Origin of the sequence: Saccharibacillus deserti (assembly GCF_013618475.1) — a bacterium.
Classification (GTDB): domain Bacteria; phylum Bacillota; class Bacilli; order Paenibacillales; family Paenibacillaceae; genus Saccharibacillus; species Saccharibacillus deserti.
This window is the reverse complement of record NZ_JABJVN010000003.1, coordinates 41,219-62,342: the sequence shown is the minus strand read 5'-3', so window position 1 is coordinate 62,342 and position 21,124 is coordinate 41,219. Positions and strand designations below refer to the sequence as shown.

The window sequence follows — 21,124 nt, the reverse complement described above, 5'->3', positions numbered from 1 at the left end:
TTAAAATGGAAGAAGGCATACTGTTGTTAGGAACTTCCTCAAATCACAAGAGAACCCCTCAATGGGAAAAAGAAAGCTCTGCTGAATATTCAATAGAAGGATTGGAAAAGTATAAAATGTTCTATGAGAATAATAAAAAGCTGTATGAGAAATATTCCATGAAAGAAAAACCTTTCGTAGCAATAGGTTATGATTACGCTGGAAATGGAAATAAAATTCATTTAGTTAAAGTTGTCAGATTGTACAAGGAGAATAATAGTATTTATTTTAATTTCGAACCAGTTAAAACCTTAGAAGTGAATGCGAAAGAAATTAAAAAGTTAGCCAAGGATGGATTATTAAGTGAAACAGAGCGTAGAAAAATAAGTTCATTTATTCAAATCCCAACATTAGATCTCCCTCTTAAAAAAGAAGTTATTCCTAACTTTGTAATACCTACAGCTTTAAGAAAAGCTATACTCCAAAAAAAACTCATTTTATTTGTAGGTTCCGGATTTTCAGGAGACTTTGTAAAGTCAAGAAATTGGAAAGAATTGATTTATAAAATATTAGAGTTAGTTTCTGAAGACCATCCTGTCTATAATAACTTTAAAGGTCTATTAGAAGAACATATTTTAGACGAACTAGACGTATTAAAAAATTTAGAAAAAATACCCAAAATCAAAAAAAATGTATACGAAATTATTCAAGAAGAATTTCAAGTACGTAAAGAAGTCGTTAAAAATTCAGAGAAGCATCAAGCTCTTTGGAAAGTTTCAAATAAGATCTTTACAACTAATTTTGATCAAATAATTGAGTATTGTTCAGGTTCAGAAGACAGTACAAACGTTACAATAGAAAGAGATAATCCATCGAAGCTTAAAAACCTGCTCTCACTGGACAAGTTTGTACTCAAACTTCATGGCACATACACTAATCCGCATAAATGCATTATCTTTGAAGAAGATTTTGATGTTTTATACAATACAGGAAGTGAAATGGCAGTAGAAAGGTTAAGAGATGCTATCAAAGATTATACAATTCTTTTTATTGGGTTTAGCTTAAGTGACCCCTATGTTCAGAGACAGTTCGAATATATTAAGGCATTGATGAAAGATCAACACGAACAACATTTCATGGTAACCGTAGAGAATCAAAAAAGGGATGAGTATGGAGTAGAATTAATAAAAATAGATTCTTGGAATGAAATTCTCCCCCTCTTAAATACCTTAGCGGATATAAATCCAGAAAATCATTCCGGATAAGCTCTTAACAAAATTGTGACTCCTTATTTCATTAGAAATGCCTATGGATTTACACATAAAAGAAGCGACCTATAAGGTCGCTTCTTTTTGAGACCATAGACAAAATGATCGATTACTAAGAAATATGAGAGAAGTGAATTTACTTGGCCCAATACTGCTGCGCGATCTTCTGCCCCTGTTCGATCTTCGCCCACTGCTCCGCCTGAGTCAGCTCGTTGCCGCCGTCGCAGGAAGCAAAGCCGCATTGGTGGGACAGCAGCAGCCGGTCTTTATCGATGATGCTCGACGCTTCGTCCAGCAGGCGCAGTACGCGCTGCTCGTCATCGAGCGTGTTCGTTTTGGAAGACAGCAGGCCGAGAACGATCTCGGTGTCCGGCTTGTCCCGGAACACTTCCAGCGCTTCCAGCGAACCCGCGCGGTCGTCGTCCCATTCGAGGAAGAAGCGATCGTATTTGAGCTGCTTGAGGAACAGGTTCGCGATCTTCACATACGAACCGCCGCCCATGTTCCGCGAATCATAGTTGCCGCGGCAGTTGTGCGTCCACATTTTCAGACCCAGCTCGTGCCCAAAGTCGATCACCGTGTTGTTGATGTCGATAAACTCGGCCGCCAGTGCCTGCACCTGCTCCTGATCGATGTTCTCGCCCGTGTACGGGGAGTTCGGGTTATCGTCCGCGAACAGCTCCCACAGGCAGTCGTCGAACTGGAGAATCTCGCCGCCCGCGTCCGCGAAGTCCTGTACGAAGTCTTTATACGCTTTGACGAGACCGGCTTTGAGCTCTTTGGCGTCCTTGTACACGGAATCCGTGCCGCCGATATTGTCCGACCACGACAGCTCCCCAAAGATGTGGGACGGGGACGGTACGCACAGCTTCGTCTCGCGGTCGCCGGCGCTGTTTTTGAGCTGCTTGAACGATTTGAGGAAATGGTGGTTCTTCGCGCCGAGCTCGCCCGTGATGCGCAGCCCGATGTCTTTGCGCGTCTCGTATTTGGAACTGCCGTCCGTATCGCGGAAGAAGTACCCGTGATCCGCGATATACCGTTCGATCCCCTGGAAGCCCCACACGAAGTCCAGATGCCACATCGATTTGGAATACTCGCCGTCCGTGACGATCGAGAGGTCATGCCGGATCTGGTCCTGCACGACGGAGTCGATCGCCTTCGCTTCGCACTGCTCGTAGCCGTCGAACTCTTGGTAAAAAGGGTACTGGATATCGTCGCGATGCTCGATTTGCGTCTTGTATTTGAGCAGCTCGGAAGGGCGCAGCAGGCTGCCTACGATTTGGAATTTATCGGTCATGGGGATGTGCCTCCTTGGAATTGGGTGTAATTGTGCAAAAGCACTCGGTTGATTATGTGTGGTTATTGTAGCACGGGTGCAAGGGGGTTGGCGTAGACGAAGAAGGTATGGCTGGTTATAGGGGATCGGTATAAGGGGTACGATAAACAGTAGCGCGGCAGCGGGAAAGTCGGGAGGGAGAACAAGTACAGAAGAAATTGCCGAGAACATCGCGCGAGCGAGCGCAAAAAGAAAAACCCGCTCGGAGAGCGGGTTTTGAGGACTGGAACAGACACCGGCTCGGCGGTTCTGCAGGCCGCTGCGGATTGAAGCCGGGCATCGGATATCGGATCGGCTTTCCTTTAATTTACGCCGAAGATCAGTGCATGGATCTCATCGCCTCGCGGCTGACCAGCACGCGGCGAATGAAAAAGGCCATGACAACGCCGATCAGCGCGATGATCATCGTGAACAGGAAGACGTTCTGCGAACCCATCGTCATGGCGTTGGCGATCTCGGCCGGCCGGGTAGGCGCCGAAGAACCGTGCAGGTACTTCTCCGTTCCGCCCGACAGGATGCTGATCGCAACCGCCGTTCCGATCGCGCCGATTACCTGCTGCAGGGTATTCATAACGGCCGTACCGTGCGGATACAGTTCCGGCGGCAGCTGATTCAATCCGTTCGTTTGGGCGGGCATCCACACCATGGCGATCCCGACCATAAGCCCGATATGCAGAGCCACCATAAAGGCGACCGAAGAAGCGGGCGACACATGGGTGAAGAACCACAGCATGAGCGTCACGATCACGAGACCGGGAATGACCAGCCATTTCGGTCCGTACTTATCGAAGAGACGTCCGACCTGCGGCGAAAGGATGCCGTTCAGCGCGCTGCCCGGCAGCAGGATGAGTCCGGTGACGAACACCGACAGTCCTGCGCCCGTCTGGAGAAACATCGGCAGAATGATCATGCTCGACATAATGATCAGCATGCACGACAGCACCAGGAGCAGACCGATGACGTACATGGGATGCTTGAACACTTTCAGGTTCAGCATCGGCTCTTTCATCGAGATCTGACGCAGCGTGAACAGCACCAGGGCGACCAGTCCGACGATGATCGATACGACCACGACCGTACTGCCCCAGCCCTCGGAGCCTTCGCCCGCTTTACTGAAACCGAAAACGATTCCTCCGAAACCGAGCGTCGACAATACGATCGACAAGATGTCTACCCGCGGCTTCGTGACTTCGGTGACGTTCTCCAAATACTTCATGCCCACCAGCCATCCGACAATCAGAAACGGCAGCGAGAGCCAGAAAATATAATGCCAAGTCAAATATTGAATCAACAGTCCGCCTACCGTCGGTCCGGTCGCCGGCGCGAACATGATAACCAGTCCGACGAAACCCATCGCGGCTCCGCGTTTTTCCGGCGGATAGATCACGAGGATCGTATTGAACATGAGCGGCAGCAGCAGACCCATGCCGATCGCCTGCAGCACCCGGGCGAACATCAGCATTTCAAAATTGATCGCAAGCGCCGCCACCAACGTACCCGCGATCAAGCTGATCAGCGAACCGGTAAACATCTGACGGGTCGTAAACCGCTGCAGCAGCAGCCCGCTCGTCGGCATCAGAATCCCGAGAGTCAGCAGGAATCCGGTCGTCAACCACTGCGCGGTCGCGGCCGAGATCTCGAACACCTCCATCAGGTTGGTCATGGCGATATTCAGAGCGGTCTCGCTGAACATGCCGATAAAACCGCAGATCAGCAGCGAGGCCAGAATGGCGCCCGTATTGTAAGTCTTATTCATTAGTCGTATCTCCTCGTCGATCGATTTGAGCGAATATTTGGAAAAGGCTCGGAATAACCCCTCACCTTTAGCTTGCTAAATAAAAAACGAGAGCATCAGCCTGATAAATTGCTCTCCATCTGCTTCAAAATCCGTCTCAGCAGCAATCGCTCTTCCGGTAGAATCGAATGCAGAAGCTTCTCCTGCTGCTGCTTCCATTTGAGCTCGACCGGTTTCTCCAGCTCCCTGCCCTCGTCGGTCAGAAAAATACGCATCGCCCGTGCATCGTGCTCATCGCGCTTGCGGGTAATGAACCCGTTCTGCTCCAGCGATTTGACCATGTTGGTAATCGTAGGCGGCTCGCACTTCAAATGCCCGCACAGCTGCATCTGCGTAATGCCGTCCCCCTGCCACAAGCGGGAAAGCAGATTGTCCTGCCCCACATACAGGTTAAGCTCCCTCAGCGATTCGCTGTAATCCCGGCGCATCTGGGAAGAAATCCGATCCACCGACTGGCGAATATCGCAATCCACTGTATCTGTCATTCCTGTCTCCTTAGCAGCCCGACTTATATTTAGCTGGCTAAATATAGCATGGCAGAATGTTCGCGTCAATAAGGTTTTTCAAAGTTTACAGAAAACAAACAAAAAACCATCAACCGTATGACGGCTGATGGTTTCTGAGGGTACATATGGAGGCGAGGGGAGTTGAACCCCTGTCCGAAGGCAACGCAGCATAGGCTTCTACGGGTGTAGTCACAGTTTTGATGTCACCCGAGCGGCGCCCCGTAACCGGCTCCGCGTTGGGTCAGCCTGATTGTCTTCTTCCGTCTACCCCCAGGCGGAGACTAGACGGCGTAGCCTACTAATTGGGTTGGGCCCTCATCCCGGCACATAGGCGATGCCGAGCGAGAGCACGCATCACAGTTTCTTAGGCTGCGAAAGCGTAGTTGGTTTGTTGTTTGCCATTTAATAGGCTTTAGCGTTGATAAAGCGGACGCGTCCCCACTACCCGCTACCCATGCCCGAACTACCCCCGTCGAATCCATAAACGCCCCCTGGTCGGAAAAACGTCGCCCTCCGAAGATCGAAGCCGGCGCGCATTTTTCGTAAAAGGGAACTTCCGGATTAAAGGGCCTTGTTCCTGGAACTGCTAGATTCCGGCACGAGCCGCATGTTCCTTAAGTTCGCACGGTGTCTTTCCCTCCATAAAAGAAAGAACCGTTCGCGGGAGTGCAAGCACTTCCCACAGACTTTGATTATACCACATTTCGCGGTGTAAAGGTAGATTACCCTGCCAAGTACGCCGTAAAACCTGGAAATTCTTTTCCGGTCGCTCATCGGCTGATCTCGCGGACGCCCGCCTGTCCCGCTTAACGCTGGCGGGATTTGAGCGCCCGCTGGATGTCCCGCTGCGCGTCGCGCTTGGCGGCCGTGTCGCGCTTGTCATGCTGCTTCTTGCCTCGGCCGAGGCCGATCAGCAGCTTGGCGTAGCCGTTGCGCACGTAGACCTTGAGCGGCACGATCGTGTAGCCTTCCTGCTTGGCCTGGCCGATCAGCTTGCGAATCTGCACTTTGTGCAGCAGCAGCTTGCGCGTGCGCGTTGGATCTTCCGGGTTATTTCGGTTGCCCTGTTCGAACGGGCTGATGTGCATGTTATGGACGAACGCTTCGCCGCCGCGGATCGTCGCGAACGCGTCGCCGATATTCGCTTTGGCTTTGCGCAGCGATTTGATCTCCGTGCCGGTGAGCACGAGTCCCGCTTCGTACGTATCTTCGATGAAATAATCGTGGGACGCTTTTTTGTTCTGCGCCAGCACTTTGCCCTGCTCCGTATTTTTAGGCATGTCTTGCACCCCCTCTGCTTCTTTATTTAACGCCTATACCTTGAATTGTAACAAGCCGACTTTGGAAAAGGCAAGAAAAGGAGCCGCCGGCGAGCATTCGAGAAACGGTAACGGATCGAGAAGACGCTTAAAGCGCAAATTCCGCGCTTCGCTTTTTTTAACGGATCGAGCGAACCGTTAGAAGCGCCAAACGGCTGAATCCGGCCGGATTAGCCGCCCCTTCGCCCGCTAACGGACATGCGAACCGTTAGATCGCTGCCCAAGGCCCAAAAAGGCCGCTAACGGATATGCAATCCGTTAGCGGCTGGGCCCTTATTCTTCCGGCCGAAGCCGCCTGTTCGGCCTGCAAAGCGCACCGATCGGGCAGTTCTGGCCCGACCAGGCCGCCGGCTTGGCCCTGATCGCGTGCATATCCTGCACGCGGCGCCTGCGGCCGACACCGAAAACACAGGCCTCGCCGCAGAGCCGACTCCTTGGCCTTATCGCGTACAGAGAACGCACGCGATGCAGCCCATCGCCTTAAACCGGTTTACTTGTCTTTGCGCGGCGGCCGGCCGCCGCCTGTCGAACCCGGACGGCCTCCGCCGCCGGAACGGCCGCCTTTGTTCGGCCGTTCGTTGCCGTTGCGCGAGAACGTTGCCGTCTCGCCGCCATAGCCGCCCGTGCCGGAACCGAAGGCAAATTTGCCTTTGCCCGGTTCGCGCGCGCCTTCCGGCGCGCCTGCGCCGCTCGCTGCGCCCGCGGAACTGCCCGCTGCGCCGTTCCCGCCGTCTGCACGGCTCGAACGGCCTCCGCGTCCGCCCGTACCCGGCGGACGGTTGCTCCACTCGCCCGCGCCGCTCGGCGAGCCGTTGTAAGCATCTCCGCCGCCTTGGCCGGCTTCGATTTGAATGCCGCCTTTGCGCGATGGCTTGCGCGGCTCGGAACCGGCTTCGCCTCTTGGCGCGCCCTGCCCCGCACCTGCGCCTGCGCCGCCGTCTCCGGTCGGCACGCCGCCGAACGTCCAGCCGCCGTCCTGGCCGCTTTTGCCCTGGCGCGGCTGTGCGCCGGCTTCGCCGCCAGTCGCGGTTGGACGCGGACTGCCGCCTTCAGCGGATTCGCCGCGCGGAGCACTTAGACGCGCGCTGCCGTTTTCGCCGCTGCCGGCTTCTCCCGGCACGCCGCCGCCTTTGCGTCTGCGCTTGCGGCCGCCGCCCGAATCCCCTGCTTCGCCGCCTGCGCCCTCTACTTGCGCTGCAGGCGTGATCACGGTCGTTCCTTCGGGTACGACTGCGCCGCCGCCTTTGCCTTTGCGCTTGCGTTTGCGCTTGCTTTTGCCTCCGTCCGGAGCGCCGGCTTCCGCCGCTCCTTTTCCGGCTGCCGGGGCATTGCCCGAAGCAGACGCACCGCCCGCTGCCGGTACTCCGCCTTCCGCACCGTTCGGCCGGAACACGTCGCCCTGCTTTTTGCCTTTTTTCTTGCCTTTGCCTTTATCCTTGCCGAACTTTTCTTTGCCGGTTTTGTCGCCGCGTCCGCCTCTAGGCGCGCCGCTCGGCGTACCGTCGCCGCGTCCTCCGCGGCCGCCCCGGAACGCGCTCTTTTTCATATCGACCAGCTCGAAATCGATCGTGTGCTCTTCCATGCTCACCTTCGATACGCGGATCTCGACCAAGTCGCCGATCCGGAAGATGCGTGACGTGCGCTCGCCGACCAGCGTCAGGCGGGACTCGTCATAATGATAGTAGTCGTCGGTCAGATTGCTGATATGGATCAGGCCTTCGATCGTGTTCTCTAGTTCCACGAACAGGCCGAAGCTCGTCACGCTGCCGATAACGCCTTCGAACGTCTCACCGACTTTGTCCAGCATGTACTCGGCTTTCTTCAGTTGGGCCGTATCGCGTTCCGCATCGACCGCCACGCGCTCGCGGATCGACGACTGCTGCGCGATATCCGGCATACGGATGTTGAGGTATTCCTCGCGCGACTGCGACAGTTTGCCGCCGTGATCCAGCACTTCCCCGATCACCCGGTGGATAACCAAATCGGGATAGCGGCGGATCGGCGACGTGAAGTGCGTGTAGTACTCGGCCGCCAGGCCGAAGTGGCCCAGATTGGCCGAATCGTACTTCGCCTGCTTCATCGAACGCAGCAGCAGCGTGCTGATCGCTTTTTGCTCCGGCGTATCCTGCACTTCTTCCAGCAGCGACTGCAGCTCGCTCGGCTGGATGGTGCCTCCGCGCGTGCCTTTGACCTGATAGCCCAGATTGGCGGCGAAGGCCGCGAACAATTCCAGACGCTCCTGATCCGGGTCTTCGTGGATGCGGTACAGGAACGGGACTTTGGCTTTGCTGAAATGCTCGGCCACCGTCTCGTTCGCCGCCAGCATGAACTCTTCGATGATGCGTTCGGCAATCGAACGCTCGCGCGTCACGATATCGATCGCTTTGCCCTGGTCGTCGAGCAGCACTTTGGCTTCTTCGAAATCGAAGTCCACCGCGCCGCGCTTCATCCGGCGTCCGTTCAGCTTGAGCGCCAGCTCCTGCATCGTGCGGAACGTGTCGGCCAGATAGCCGTAGCGCTCCTGCAGTTCCGGATCTTCTTCTTCCAGCATCCGGCGCACGTTTTTGTACGTCATCCGCTCGACCGTTTTGATCACACTTTTGAAAATATCGTAACGAACCAGCTTCATCGACGCGTCGAATTCCATCTCGCACGACAGAGTCAAACGGTCCACGCGAGGGTTCAAGCTGCAGATCCCGTTGGACAGGCGCGGCGGCAGCATCGGAATCACCCGGTCCACCAGATACACGCTGCTGCCCCGGTTATAGGCTTCCTGATCGAGCTGGGAGTTTTCTTTGACATAATAGCCGACGTCCGCGATATGCACGCCGAGCACGTAATTGCCGTTCTCCAGACGTTCCACGTTGACCGCGTCGTCCAGATCTTTGGCGTCTTCGCCGTCGATCGTGACAATCTGTTTGCCCCGCAGATCGCGGCGGCCCTGGCTGTTGATCTCTTCGTCCGAAATCGTCTCTGGCGCGGCTTCCGCTTCTTCCAGCACTTCGTCCGGGAAAGACTCCGGCAGTTGGTGCTTGCGGATGATCGACAGGATATCGACGCCCGGATCGCTGTTGTAGCCCAGCACTTCGATGACTTCGCCCTGCGCCGCCGCCCGGCCTTCCGGATAAGCGGTGATGCTGACGACGACTTTCTGCCCGTTCAGTGCGCCTCCGGCGCGTCCCGCCGGGATAAAGATATCGCGCGTGATGCGCTTATCGTCCGGAAGGACGAAGCCGAACGACTGCTCGTCCTGATACGTACCGACGATCTGCGTCACGGCACGCTTAACAACGCGCACCACTTCGCCTTCCATCCGCCCGTTCGAAGAACGGCGCGAAGCGATACGAATCAGTACGGTATCCCCGTTCATCGCGCTGAGCATATCGTTTGCGTTGATGTATACGTCGGCGTGCTCGCGGTCCTCGGGGATCAGGAAGCCGAAACCTTTCGCATGCGTTTGCAGACGGCCGCGCAGCAGATCCATCCGTTCCGGCACCCCGTAACGCTGGGTACGCGTAAGCACGATCTTGCCTTCTTCTTCAAGCGCGTTCAACATATTCATAAATTCGCGGAACTGTTCTTCGTTGTCGATGCCAAAGTGCTGTTCCAGCTCCTGGTACGTCATCGGCTTGTATGCGTCTTCCCGCATAAAGCCCAGCAGCATGTTTTCCGTTATCATGGTTATCACCTCAAAATGGCTCCGGCTGCCTACAGACCGCCCGACCGGCTGCAGATCGCGAATGCTCGATTTTTTGCTTCTTCTACAAATTTCATTATACGCTAAAAGTACCCGCGTCGGAGCCTGCTTAATCCTCGCTTGCCCTTTGGTGTTCTATTCATCGCATATATGCAAAAAAGCCTCCGTATCCCTTGAATCCAAGGATCAACGAAGGCTTCCCGAACGAACGAGCCGTTCCGATCGCTGGGCTTAGTTGGTCAGAGCTGTAGTCAGAAGCGCCATGATTACGAATCCGGCACCCAAAACGACCGTGATACGCTCCAATACCAAATCCATCCCGCGGGCTTTGGATTTGCCGAACAGATGCTCCGCACCGCCGGAGATTGCGCCGGCCAGACCTGCGCTTTTCCCTTTTTGCAGCAGGACTACCGTGATTACTCCAACGGAAAAGATCAAGAGAACTACCTTCAGAAAGATTTCCATGTCATTCCACCTCCTAAGCCTAAGCCATATATCCTGTATAATAAGTAGGTTAATCCGATTGTTCTATTGCTAATCCAACACAGAAAACAGCACTTTCATTCTACCATAGCTCTCGGTATTTGACAATCAACCAAAATTGGGCTTAGGAACGGCAGACGCATTAAAAAGCCGCGCTGCGGCTGAATCTTCCGCGGCACGGCTTGGTTACATTGACGTTGGGAATGAATGAACCGGACGACGCTGCACCTATTGGCGCTGCTGCTTGCCCTGAACGTTGCGGTCGGTCCATAGAATATATCCGGCGGACAACGCCGTAAGGACCAGAATAGCCATGATGATCATGGCATCCGACATGCTTTTTCCTCCTCTGCTGATCTGACTCCGGGTGACGTGCGGGAATGGCCTGGTTTTCGAAAGATGCGAAAAAGGTCACCTCTCCTGCTCTGCTTACGAGGTTAGCTGACGGATTGGGACGCAAGAGTCGCCCCGCCTGTGCGCATCCGGCAGTTCCGGCTTGACGCAAGGCTTCACCCCGTGAGAGCCGGTCGCGGCCTCTCGTTTGGTTCCCCCGTTTTTTATCCAAAAATTCAGCAGTCGACTCCTAATAGGTATACGTGTGAAGTGACGAATCTCATCATCCTTTCCAAAGAATAGGCGGCATGCCGGAAGCTTCGGAAACGAAACGGTCGAAGTCCGGATAATCGGCACGGATCTCAATCTTTCAAAACCCGTGAAAGCAGTCGTCGTTTCTTTTTCCAATAGACATACGCACTGCTTTTATGAACCGTATCTTAACCCCTTCTGACACTCCGTGTAAAGGATGAACTTCACCTGTTTTGGAGGGTTTGAGCGTTAATAAGTGCACTTGAATCTTCCAGTGACTCGGATCTTTCGTTTTCATGGATAATCTCTTCTTTGCTTCCGTTTACGCCAAAAAAGCAGTGAAAAATTCATGAATTTTCGCCTTTTTGTTCTCCTAGGCTTCAAGTGTGAAAAAAAGCGGGGCTTTTTGAATTTTTTTGCCGTCTTCAAAAAAATATTACCGTGATATGGAATGGTGAACCCGCATTTTGTATACGTGCTCATTCACGTTTCGACGGCAGCACAAAAACCCGTTCGGCAATCGAACGGGTCTTGAAGCCGTCAGACGAAAGCGGCGTATAAAAAGCCTGCTGAGGCTCTACATTTCGTGGTTCAGTACCGCCCAAGCCTGCTCAAGCTTAAGGTTGTAGGCCGGATCGTCCGCGGAGTTCATGAACCGTACGCGTCCGCTTCCGCCGCCTGCAAAGCCGCGTTCGTCGAGAATACGCGCGACTCTCCGCACCGTGCCGGCACTGCCGTCGATCACCCGGATATGCGGCGGCAGAAGGCTCTCCAGCAGCTTGGCATAGTACGGATAGTGTGTGCAGCCCAGTACGATCGTCCCGTAACGGCTCAGATCGAAAGAAGCGAATTGACGGTTGAAGTAATCTCCAAGCTCGGCCGGATCGAAATTCAACCGTTCGCAGTAACCGACCAGCTCGGGCATGGGCAGCGAATCGACGATCCCCTGATCGTCCACGCGGGTCACCAGTTCCCTGTATTTGGCCTGGCTGAGCGTCAGCTCCGTCGCCAGCACCAGCACGCGCTGCCCGCTGGCCCCGTTCATCTCGACCGCCGGTTTGACCGCCGGTTCCATCCCGATCACAGGTACCGCGTAGGTCCGCCGCAGTTCGGTCGCCGCCGCGCTGGTCGCCGTATTGCAGGCAATGACCAGCGCTTTGATACTCTCGCCCAGAATGCGCTCCGCCGATTCGCAGACGTATTCCGTCACCTGCTCTTTCGTCTTGGGGCCGTAAGGCACATGCAGCGTATCCGCGAAAAATATAAAGTCCTCATCCGGAAGGCGGCGGACCGCTTCGTGCATCACGGTCAGCCCTCCGATTCCCGAGTCAAAAAAAGCGATGCTCATCCTGCTTCCCCTGCCGTTTCTTTTTCGTTGGTGTAGTCTCTGGATTTCGGTCTCTTCAGCCTCTTATTATAGCCTGCCCGGCATGGAAACGCCACGAAAAGCCGGTTTACGTACTGTCGGGAGGCCCGGCACGGATTTATTGATCTTCGGCTTCCCGCTCCGCAACCTCGAACCGAAGGACAGGCCCGTCCCAATCCGGTTCGCTCGTCTCGATCCGGTTCGAGGCGGCTCCGCACGCTTCGATCGCTCTGCGCCAGAAACGGAGCGCGGGTTGGTTCTCTTCCATGATACCGAGCTTCCATGTACCGGGAAACGTGCGAAACAGTCGGTCTGCCGCTGCCTGCCCCAAACCGAATCGGCGATACTTTTTCATCACGAAAAATTCGACCATTTCATGCTCATAGGCTTCTTCACCCGGTCCTGTATCCAAACGGCGGATCAGCGCAAATCCGGCTAAACGTCCATCCGCGCGAAGCAGAAAAGGATACCGTCCGCTTTCGTTCCAATAGGCATCCAGATCGCGAAACTCATACAGGCCAGCTTCGTTCACATCTTCGGGATCAAATTCGGTAAAATCGTATTTGTACAGCTCCAACAGCTGGCGAAGCGCCGTTTTGTGCTCGTAAGCCGCCGGTTCGCATGTCAGCTGCGGGGCCAAATCGATGTTCACTCTTATTCCTTCTTTCTTTTCTTATTCGGCAGAGGATTCAATCAAGGTTGGCCGCCTGACCGCTGCTGCCCGATCGCTTGCATCATCGCATGCGCAAAAGCTTTCAGTCGGGATTCGGGTACCGTCGGCGGGCTCTCCGCTTCGCCTTGATAAGAGGCGAGCACGGGACGCACGATATCGCTCCATTCCGGCAGCGACTTCACCGCCCATTCTCCGCCTTCCTTTTTCGACGCGACGGCTCCTTCTTCCAGAAACATCAGCACCCGGCACAGATTGAGCGTGAGGTAGACGGAATTGTCGACAATCTCCGCTTCGGCATTCGATACGTCGCTCCAAACGGACTCCAGGTAATCCGCACGCGGTACCGGAGGATACAAGTCGCGCAGAGGCTGCCCGTACAGCGCGACGCCGCGCTCGTAAGCGACGGTAATCTGCGCGGCCAGATCGGCGTCTTCATAATCCGCACACAAATAATCCGGGTCGGAGGCATAACGCTGGCGGTGCACGCCGGAATAATGATAGACGCAGGGAGTGGGATGCACGAAATGATGCAGCACCGCTTCTTCCACGACGCTGAATTCGAGATCCCGGCCTTCGGGGAAGCCGTTATGCACGTCAAGGATGCTGCGGGTCAATTCGCGCAGCCGATCCCGCTCCGGCCGCTCGCGCACGACGACAAGCAGATCGATATCGCTGCGCGCCGGATTAAATCCGCCGATCGCCAGCGAGCCGTGCAGATAGATACCGGTCACCTGGGCCCCCAGCGCTTCGCCTATCCTTGAAGCTGCCCGGTCCGCCGTTCGGCGCGCTTCGCGCACAGCGTCCGTTTCCGGAAGCTCCGATTCGGTCGACCGGCCTTGCGGCGAATCTCCGGGAAGAAGCGGAGAAGGGGTTGGATTCGTCGGGTTCGTTGAATGTGTTGGGTTCGTTGGTTCTGAGGGGTTCATACAAGCCTCTCCTTTTGCAAAACTAGATTCATACGACGGTCGCACTTGTGCTTGCCGGCTAACGAATCGCTATCACGCTTAAGAAGCGAATAGCGATCAGAGGATTCGTTAAAAGTCCCAAGCTTCGTATAAAAGGCGGCTAACATCATGACGATCCGTTAGCATTCGATTCAAGCCCGATTCGGCAGCTCTGCTCGGCTGAATACTTCCGCCGCATACGGCCAAGCCTGTCCGGACAGCCGGTTCCGGCGGATTAAGGCCTCCGGCCGGGCCCGGGCACTTCTCTCTCACCGCTCAGCGACCGCGTGCAGGGCTCCGATTGCGCCGCTGTACAACCCGATGCCGGGGATCACGGCCTCGGAGCCAAGCATCTCCGTAAAGCGCGTGGTCAGCTCGCGCAGCAGCCCGTTGTTCTCGTACGTCGAGCCGACGTACACGACCCGGCGTGCCCCGTGCAGCTTGGCGTATTGAACGCCGACTGTCGTGACGATCTCCGCCACCATGCCGACCACCGCCGCCGCATAATCCTGCGGCCGTGCGCCGCCTTCGGGCGGCAGGGGCCGCGCAAAATTCGCGGCCGTCAGGTCGCCGGCAATCGGCGGCGGCGCCGGGGCATAGATCTGCCCCACCGTCAGATCGACCGCCTCCCGGTCGCCCAGCGGCGCCAGCCGCGCGATTTCCGCGTAATCGCGCACCCCGCACAGCAGACCGGTCAGACCGACGATCGTGCCTCCGCCCAGACCGATCCCGCCGAGCCTCGGCCGCTCGGCCCCGTCGATCAGGTGCAGCGACGTCCCGGTTCCGACGTTGACGAGCACAAATCGCTCCGCCGATACATTTTCCTCGCTGCGGCGATCGCTCCCGCTGCGCAAAATCCGTACGGCGCCTTCGGCCGTCGCTTCGAATTCCGGCACGGACACAAAGTCCGTGAGATCCGGCAGCAGAGCGCGAAGCCGCTCCGCCTGCCCGCCGGTGAACCCGAGGCGCGTATCGGGCGGAAGATGCCGCTTGATCCAGTCGGCGGCGTCTTCGAGCCGCGAGGTCGGGAACTTCAGCAGTTCGGGCAGCCGCCCCGCGGAAAAAGCTTCTGAATTCCGCCTCTGCCGGGTTCGGTCCACACCCGGGAGCCAAGCATCCTGATCCGGCCGGATTTCTTCGTCTTTTTGCAAAGTCTGCTCTTCGCTGTTCCCCAGCCGTTCTTCGCTTTCCGAAAAATTCGGCGAGTAAGCGATCTTGATCAGCGTTCCACCCGCGTCGATGCCTGCGTATGCCGTCATGTCGGTCGTCCTCCCGTTTGCTCTATGGCAGTCGGCGATCCGGCTTCCCGGAACCGACAGACCGTGCCGTTTCTTCCTTTATCATAAACGCCCCGCCGCCGCACGCCAACTTTTTGAGAAATCTGCGATTTGCCTCTTGATCTTTCGCGTTTGATCCTTTAGAGTAAGACGAGTTGACATTGTATAACCTCAATAAGATGGTTTGAGGGTATCTACCGGGAACCTATCTCCCGACTACAAAGTCGCGCCCAAGGCGCCTTTGCAGTCGGGAGTTTTTGCGTTCTCGCAGCTTTCCGCACTCCTTTCGCGCCGCACTTTTCAGGAAAAAGGAGACCCGAGTTTACATGAATCTGAAAGTTCTCGTTCTGACAATCGCCGCGTTTACCGTAGGCCTCGTCGAACTTATCATTGGCGGCGTGCTGCCGCTGATCGCCGGCGATCTCGGCGTATCCGTCAGTACCGCAGGCCAGCTTATTACGGCTTACGCACTCGTCTACGCCATATCCGGTCCGACCCTGCTCGCGTTCACGGCCCGTTTCGAACGCCGCAAGCTGTACCTCTACTCTTTGGTCGTCTTCATTCTCGGCAGCCTGCTCGCGTTCTGGAGTCCAAACTTCGGCGTTCTGCTGATCTCCCGTTTCGTAACGGCGGCAAGCGGCTCGCTGATTACGACCCTGTCGCTCACCCTGGCCGTCAAAGTCGTGCCGGAAAATTACCGCGCACGCGTCATCGGCATTATCTCGATGGGCATCAGCTCGTCGATCGTACTGGGTGTTCCGCTCGGCGTTCTAGCCGCCGACAAGTTCGGCTGGCGCATCCTGTTCCTGTTCATCGCGATCTTCGCGCTGTTGGCCATGTTCGTCGTGTACAAGTTTATGGAGCCGGTCGCCCCGCAGCAGGCTATCCCGCTGAGAACGCAGCTGGCTTCGCTTAAGAACTTCCGCGTTGTCGGTGCCCATCTGGTGACGGCGCTTATGCTGGCCGGCCACTACACGCTGTACGCCTACTTTACGCCGTTCCTGGAGAACGTCATGCATCTCGGCGCTTCGTGGATCAGCATCGTGTACTTCTTCTTCGGCCTTGCGGCTGTCGCAGGCGGCATGATCGGCGGTTTGATGTCCGACAGCCTGGGCGCCAAAAGAAGCATTATGATCGTCGTCGGCGCGTTTGCGCTCACCATGTTCCTGCTGCCGTTCTCGGCTTCGTTCGTACCGCTCTTCGCGATCCTCGTCTTCGTGTGGGGCGCGCTGAGCTGGGCACTTTCGCCGGCGCAGCAGAGCTATCTGATCGACGCCGCTCCGGAAACATCCGAAATCCAACAGAGCTTCAACTTCTCCGCTCTGCAGGTCGGCATTGCCGCAGGATCCGCGATCGGCGGCGTCGTGATCGACAATACGCCGGCCGTTACGTTTAACGCCTGGATCGGCGGAGGGATTGTTGTATTGGCCTTCGCCGTAGCGATCTATACGCTTTACCGCAAGCCTTCGACCCGCCGACCGGAAAAAGACGGCCGTGAAGTCGGATCGAAACTGGAACCGACTTTCGGCGGAGATTGATTGAACGTTTACCCGAAATCGGGCTTTCAGTATTGAAATAAAAACTAAAACAAGAACCTTCTTTATGCAGTGAGACTGCTTAAAGAAGGTTCTTATTTGTACAGCAGCTTATACAAGAGGAGTCGAATAAAAGAACGAACAGGCATCAAACAGGCATCAAAAGGCGATATTCACCGCCTTATCCTGCATCATGCACACAGGCCCGGCCTGCAAATCCAAACACAAAAAAAGAGACGCCGCGTCCGGCGTCTCTTTTTTGTGCTTCCCGCACGGCTCCGGCGTCCCGGAGCATTGACGAAAAGCGATCGGTTAGATCTTAGCTGAAATCCGCTCGGACTCCTGACGGAATCCTATTGGAATTTCTTTTGATCCAGGTTGTAGAACGATTTCAGGCCGTTGTATTGAGCCAGTTCGCCCAACTGATCTTCGATGCGAAGCAGTTGGTTGTACTTGGCAACGCGGTCTGTACGGGAAGGAGCACCCGTTTTGATCTGACCGGCGTTTGTCGCAACCGCGATGTCGGCGATTGTGCTGTCTTCGGATTCGCCCGAACGGTGCGAGATCACAGCGGTGTAGCCTGCGCGTTTTGCCATTTCGATCGCGTCGAAAGTCTCGGTCAGCGTACCGATTTGGTTAACTTTGATCAGGATCGAGTTACCGATGCCTTCTTCGATACCGCGGCCCAGACGCTCGGTGTTCGTTACGAACAGATCGTCGCCGACCAGTTGGACTTTGTCGCCCAGTTTCTCGGTGAGCAGTTTCCAACCTTCCCAGTCGTCTTCGGAGCAAGCATCTTCGATCGTGATGATCGGGTACTTTTCAACCCAAGAAGCCATAAGGTCAACGAACTCTGCGGAAGTGTAGGATTTGCCTTCGCCCGCGAGTACGTATTTGCCGTCTTTGTAGAACTCGGTGGAAGCGACGTCCATACCCAGGAAGACGTCTTTACCCGGTGTGTAACCGGCTTTTTCGATCGCTTCGATGATTGTGGAGAGAGCTTCTTCGTTCGACGTGAAGTTCGGAGCAAATCCGCCTTCGTCGCCTACTGCCGTAGCCAGGCCTTTGCTGCTCAGTACGGATTTGAGGTTGTGGAAGATTTCCGCACCCATGCGCAGAGCTTCTTTGAACGTAGGCGCGCCTACTGGCAGAACCATGAATTCTTGTACGTCAACGTTGTTGTCGGCATGTTCGCCGCCGTTAACGATGTTCATCATAGGAACCGGAAGCTGTTTCGCGTTGAATCCGCCCAGGTAAACGTACAGCGGCAGGTCGAGAGCGTCAGCCGCAGCGCGGGCAACAGCCATCGAAACGGCCAGGATCGCGTTAGCGCCCAGTTTGCCTTTGTTTGGCGTTCCGTCCAAAGCGATCATCGCTTTGTCGATGCCCAGTTGGTCAAGAGCATCCATGCCGATGACTTCAGGAGCGATTGTTTCGTTTACGTTTTTAACCGCGTTTTCTACGCCTTTGCCCAGGTAACGGCTTTTGTCGCCGTCGCGAAGCTCTACGGCTTCGTGAACGCCTGTCGAAGCTCCGGAAGGAACGATTGCGCGGCCGATTGCGCCGGATTCCAGGTATACTTCAACTTCAACTGTAGGGTTACCGCGGGAGTCAAGGACTTCGCGTGCATAAACGTCAGAAATAATCGTCATTTTAATTAATCTCCTTTGAATTCGTGTATTGGGTTAGGAGCGGCCGCCGTTCGCAAGAACGGCAGCTGACACTCCATGTTAACACTTCAAGATGCCGCTTCACCGTTAACTATGCCACATTTCAAACTTAATGAGAAGTTTTGCGTGCGGAAATCACGGATTGTCCGGTCATGTCGGCCGGTTGGGCGACCTGCATCAAGTCGAGGATCGTCGGCGCGATATCGGCCAGGATGCCGCCTTCGCGCAGAGTCACTTCTTCGCTGGTGACGATGAACGGAACCGGGTTGGTCGTATGCGCCGTCTGCGGGCGTCCGAACTCGTCGATTTCGGTCTCGGCGTTGCCGTGGTCGGCCGTGATCAGCGCAACTCCGCCTTTGGCGAGGATTGCGTCCACGACGCGGCCTACGCACTCATCGGTCGTTTCGACCGCTTTGATCGTCGGTTCCATCATGCCGGAGTGTCCGACCATATCCGGGTTGGCGAAGTTCAGGATAATGCAATCCTGTCTCTCCGCTTCGATCTCGGCGATGCAGGCATCGGCCACTTCGCGCGCGCTCATCTCCGGCTGAAGGTCGTAAGTGGCAACCTTCGGCGAGTTGATCAGGATGCGCGTTTCGCCTTCCAGTTCCACGTCGCGTCCGCCGCTGAAGAAGAACGTCACGTGCGGGTATTTCTCGGTCTCGGCAATACGCAGCTGCGATTTGCCGTTCTGTACGAGAACTTCGCCCAGTGTGTTGTTCAGGTTCTTCGGCGAATAGGCTACGCTGCCCTGTACGTTCACGCTGTACGTCGTGAACGAGACGAAGCTCAGCGTTTCCGGCTGCGCGTCTCCACGGTCGAAACCGGCGAAGCCCGGAGCCGTCAGCGCTTCGGAGAGCTGGATCGCGCGGTCGGGCCGGAAGTTGATGAAGATGATCGAGTCTCCCGTTTGAATCTTCGCGGTCGGCTGTCCGTTTTTCGTAATGACCGTAGGCAGAACGAATTCGTCCATCACGTTTTTGGCATACGAGGTTTCTACGGCCGACAGCGCGCTGTCGGCTGTTTCGCCCGTTCCGTAAACCAGAGCGCGGTAAGCCAGTTCGACGCGTTCCCATCTCTTGTCGCGGTCCATCGCGTAGTAGCGGCCTTGTACGGTCGCGATTTCGCCTACGCCGATTTCGGCGATCTTGTTAACGAGCTGTTCCATGTACTTTTTGCCGCTGTCCGGAGCCACGTCGCGTCCGTCCATGAAAGCATGGATGTATACGTTGTGGAAGTCCAGTTTTTTGCACAGTTCGAGCGTAGCATACAGGTGTTCGATATGGCTGTGCACGCCGCCGTCCGACAGCAGACCCAGCACGTGCAGCGCTTTGCCGTTATCTTTGGCGGATTGAACGGCACCGACCAGCGTCGCGTTTTCGAAGAAATCGCCTTCGCGGATCGATTTGGAAATCCGGGTCAGATCCTGATACACGATACGGCCCGCGCCGATGTTCAGATGGCCCACTTCGGAGTTGCCCATCTGACCTTCCGGCAGACCTACGGCTTCGCCGCATGCCGTCAGGGTCGTATGCGGATACTTGTTCCGGAAACGCTCGTAGTTCGGCTTTTTGGCCTGTGCGACCGCATTGCCTTCTACGCCTTCGCGCAGTCCGAAACCGTCCATAATGATCAGAGCTACAGGTTTTGGAGCTGTCATTACTTCGCCCCCTCAACCAGGGCCGTGAAGGAGTCGGGCTGCAGGCTTGCGCCGCCGACGAGTGCTCCGTCGATATCGCTTTGGCCCAGGTATTCCGTTACATTCTCAGGCTTCACGCTGCCGCCGTATTGGATACGGATGACATCGGCTGTCGCTTGGTCGTACAGATCGGCCAGCACGGTACGGATGTAAGCCGTCACTTCGTTGGCATCCGCGGATGTCGACGATTTGCCTGTTCCGATCGCCCAGATTGGCTCATAGGCCACGACGACTTCTGCCGCTTGTTCTTTGGACAGGCCTTGGAACGCGCCTACCGTTTGAACTTTGCAGACTTCTTTCGTTTGGTCGGCTTCGCGCTCTTCAAGCTTTTCGCCTACGCATACGATCGGAGTCAGGTCGTTGCGGAAAGCCGCTGCGACTTTTTTATTCACGATCTCGTCGGTTTCGCCGAAGTACTGGCGGCGCTCCGAGTGACCGATGATGACATAGTCCACACCGAGTTCTTTCAGCATAACGCCGCTGATTTCGCCCGTGAATGCGCCGTTGTCTTCGAAGTGAAGGTTCTGTGCGCCCACTTTGATTCCGGTACCTTTAACCGCTTCGGTCAGGGCAGGAAGGTTGGTGAACGGTGCGCAGATGACGGTTTCCACGCCTTCTACGACAGCACTGCCTTTTACCGCTTCGGCAAAGGCCAGCGTTTCGGATACGGTTTTGAACATTTTCCAGTTGCCGGCAATGATTGGCGTTCTCACGAAATAATCCACTCCTTTTAGTAACTTCTTTGAAAAAGACTTTCCAGCAGGCGTTTGCGGTTAGGAGACGCTGCGAGTGATAGAGGCCTACGATCGCGTGTTGAAATTCGATTTCTCTTGTTGAAGCATAAAAGAGGTGGAAATCGAATTTCAAAGGCGACCCCTTCGTTTCTTCAGCTCTCTATCACTCTCCGCTGCTCCGACGCGCATGCCGAACTTGAATCATTTTTCAAAATCGCTTTAAAACTCGCTCCACAGGAAAGGGCGGCGGGATCGGTT

15 protein-coding genes, 1 other RNA gene and 2 riboswitches are annotated in these 21,124 nt (G+C 55.5%); of the genes, 2 read left to right on the top strand and 14 right to left on the bottom strand.

The window, feature by feature from the left end; genetic code table 11:
* The first annotated feature begins 5 nt into the window (after positions 1-5).
* The gene (locus tag HOP44_RS10615; protein WP_172253140.1) at positions 6-1,244 is read left to right on the top strand and encodes an SIR2 family NAD-dependent protein deacylase; all 1,239 of its coding nucleotides are present in this window, start codon (positions 6-8) and stop codon (positions 1,242-1,244) included.
* Between the two features lie 139 nt (positions 1,245-1,383).
* Here the strand turns inward: HOP44_RS10615 and HOP44_RS10610 are convergent, their stop codons facing one another.
* From HOP44_RS10610 to HOP44_RS10560, 11 genes are all read right to left on the bottom strand, one after another.
* On the bottom strand, positions 1,384-2,544 hold the full coding sequence (locus tag HOP44_RS10610; protein WP_172253138.1) for a cobalamin-independent methionine synthase II family protein: 1,161 nt from the start codon (positions 2,542-2,544) through the stop codon (positions 1,384-1,386).
* 358 nt (positions 2,545-2,902) lie between these two features.
* Positions 2,903-4,339, bottom strand: a complete 1,437-nt coding sequence (locus HOP44_RS10605) for a DHA2 family efflux MFS transporter permease subunit (RefSeq protein ID WP_172253136.1) — start codon at positions 4,337-4,339, stop codon at positions 2,903-2,905.
* Between the two features lie 95 nt (positions 4,340-4,434).
* Positions 4,435-4,863, bottom strand: a complete 429-nt coding sequence (locus HOP44_RS10600; protein ID WP_172253134.1) for a MarR family winged helix-turn-helix transcriptional regulator — start codon at positions 4,861-4,863, stop codon at positions 4,435-4,437.
* A gap of 144 nt (positions 4,864-5,007) precedes the next feature.
* Positions 5,008-5,376, bottom strand: a transfer-messenger RNA (tmRNA) gene (ssrA, locus tag HOP44_RS10595).
* A 314-nt stretch (positions 5,377-5,690) separates the two neighbouring features.
* Positions 5,691-6,164: an SsrA-binding protein SmpB gene (gene smpB / locus HOP44_RS10590; protein WP_141447947.1), complete on the bottom strand. Its 474-nt coding sequence runs from the start codon at positions 6,162-6,164 to the stop codon at positions 5,691-5,693.
* Between the two features lie 529 nt (positions 6,165-6,693).
* Positions 6,694-9,882, bottom strand: coding sequence for a ribonuclease R (rnr, locus tag HOP44_RS10585; RefSeq protein WP_172253564.1), 3,189 nt, complete (start codon positions 9,880-9,882; stop codon positions 6,694-6,696).
* 249 nt (positions 9,883-10,131) lie between these two features.
* Positions 10,132-10,365 (bottom strand): preprotein translocase subunit SecG, encoded by a 234-nt coding sequence (gene secG, locus HOP44_RS10580; protein WP_172198106.1) that lies wholly within the window; start codon positions 10,363-10,365, stop codon positions 10,132-10,134.
* A gap of 428 nt (positions 10,366-10,793) precedes the next feature.
* Positions 10,794-10,968, bottom strand: a riboswitch (cyclic di-AMP (ydaO/yuaA leader).
* A 577-nt stretch (positions 10,969-11,545) separates the two neighbouring features.
* On the bottom strand, positions 11,546-12,316 hold the full coding sequence (gene murI, locus HOP44_RS10575) for a glutamate racemase (protein ID WP_172253132.1): 771 nt from the start codon (positions 12,314-12,316) through the stop codon (positions 11,546-11,548).
* Positions 12,317-12,452: 136 nt separating this feature from the next.
* Positions 12,453-12,986 (bottom strand): GNAT family N-acetyltransferase, encoded by a 534-nt coding sequence (locus HOP44_RS10570; protein ID WP_343059845.1) that lies wholly within the window; start codon positions 12,984-12,986, stop codon positions 12,453-12,455.
* 41 nt (positions 12,987-13,027) lie between these two features.
* Positions 13,028-13,804, bottom strand: a complete 777-nt coding sequence (locus HOP44_RS10565) for an aminoglycoside adenylyltransferase domain-containing protein (protein ID WP_172253130.1) — start codon at positions 13,802-13,804, stop codon at positions 13,028-13,030.
* Between the two features lie 416 nt (positions 13,805-14,220).
* Positions 14,221-15,210: an acetate and sugar kinases/Hsc70/actin family protein gene (locus HOP44_RS10560; protein WP_172253128.1), complete on the bottom strand. Its 990-nt coding sequence runs from the start codon at positions 15,208-15,210 to the stop codon at positions 14,221-14,223.
* 159 nt (positions 15,211-15,369) lie between these two features.
* Positions 15,370-15,467: riboswitch (purine riboswitch) on the top strand.
* Positions 15,468-15,554: 87 nt separating this feature from the next.
* Between HOP44_RS10560 and HOP44_RS10555 the strand changes: the two genes are divergently transcribed.
* Positions 15,555-16,766: an MFS transporter gene (locus tag HOP44_RS10555; protein ID WP_172253126.1), complete on the top strand. Its 1,212-nt coding sequence runs from the start codon at positions 15,555-15,557 to the stop codon at positions 16,764-16,766.
* 350 nt (positions 16,767-17,116) lie between these two features.
* On the opposite strand, the gene eno is transcribed toward HOP44_RS10555, so the two are convergent.
* The 3 genes from eno to tpiA form a co-directional block, all read right to left on the bottom strand.
* A complete protein-coding gene (eno, locus tag HOP44_RS10550; RefSeq protein ID WP_172253124.1) occupies positions 17,117-18,415 on the bottom strand; it encodes a phosphopyruvate hydratase in 1,299 nt (432 codons plus the stop codon).
* A 127-nt stretch (positions 18,416-18,542) separates the two neighbouring features.
* Positions 18,543-20,093: a 2,3-bisphosphoglycerate-independent phosphoglycerate mutase gene (gene gpmI / locus HOP44_RS10545; RefSeq protein ID WP_172253122.1), complete on the bottom strand. Its 1,551-nt coding sequence runs from the start codon at positions 20,091-20,093 to the stop codon at positions 18,543-18,545.
* Positions 20,093-20,845 (bottom strand): triose-phosphate isomerase, encoded by a 753-nt coding sequence (gene tpiA, locus HOP44_RS10540; protein ID WP_172253120.1) that lies wholly within the window; start codon positions 20,843-20,845, stop codon positions 20,093-20,095. Before tpiA ends, gpmI begins: the two co-directional genes overlap by 1 nt.
* Positions 20,846-21,124: the final 279 nt, after the last annotated feature.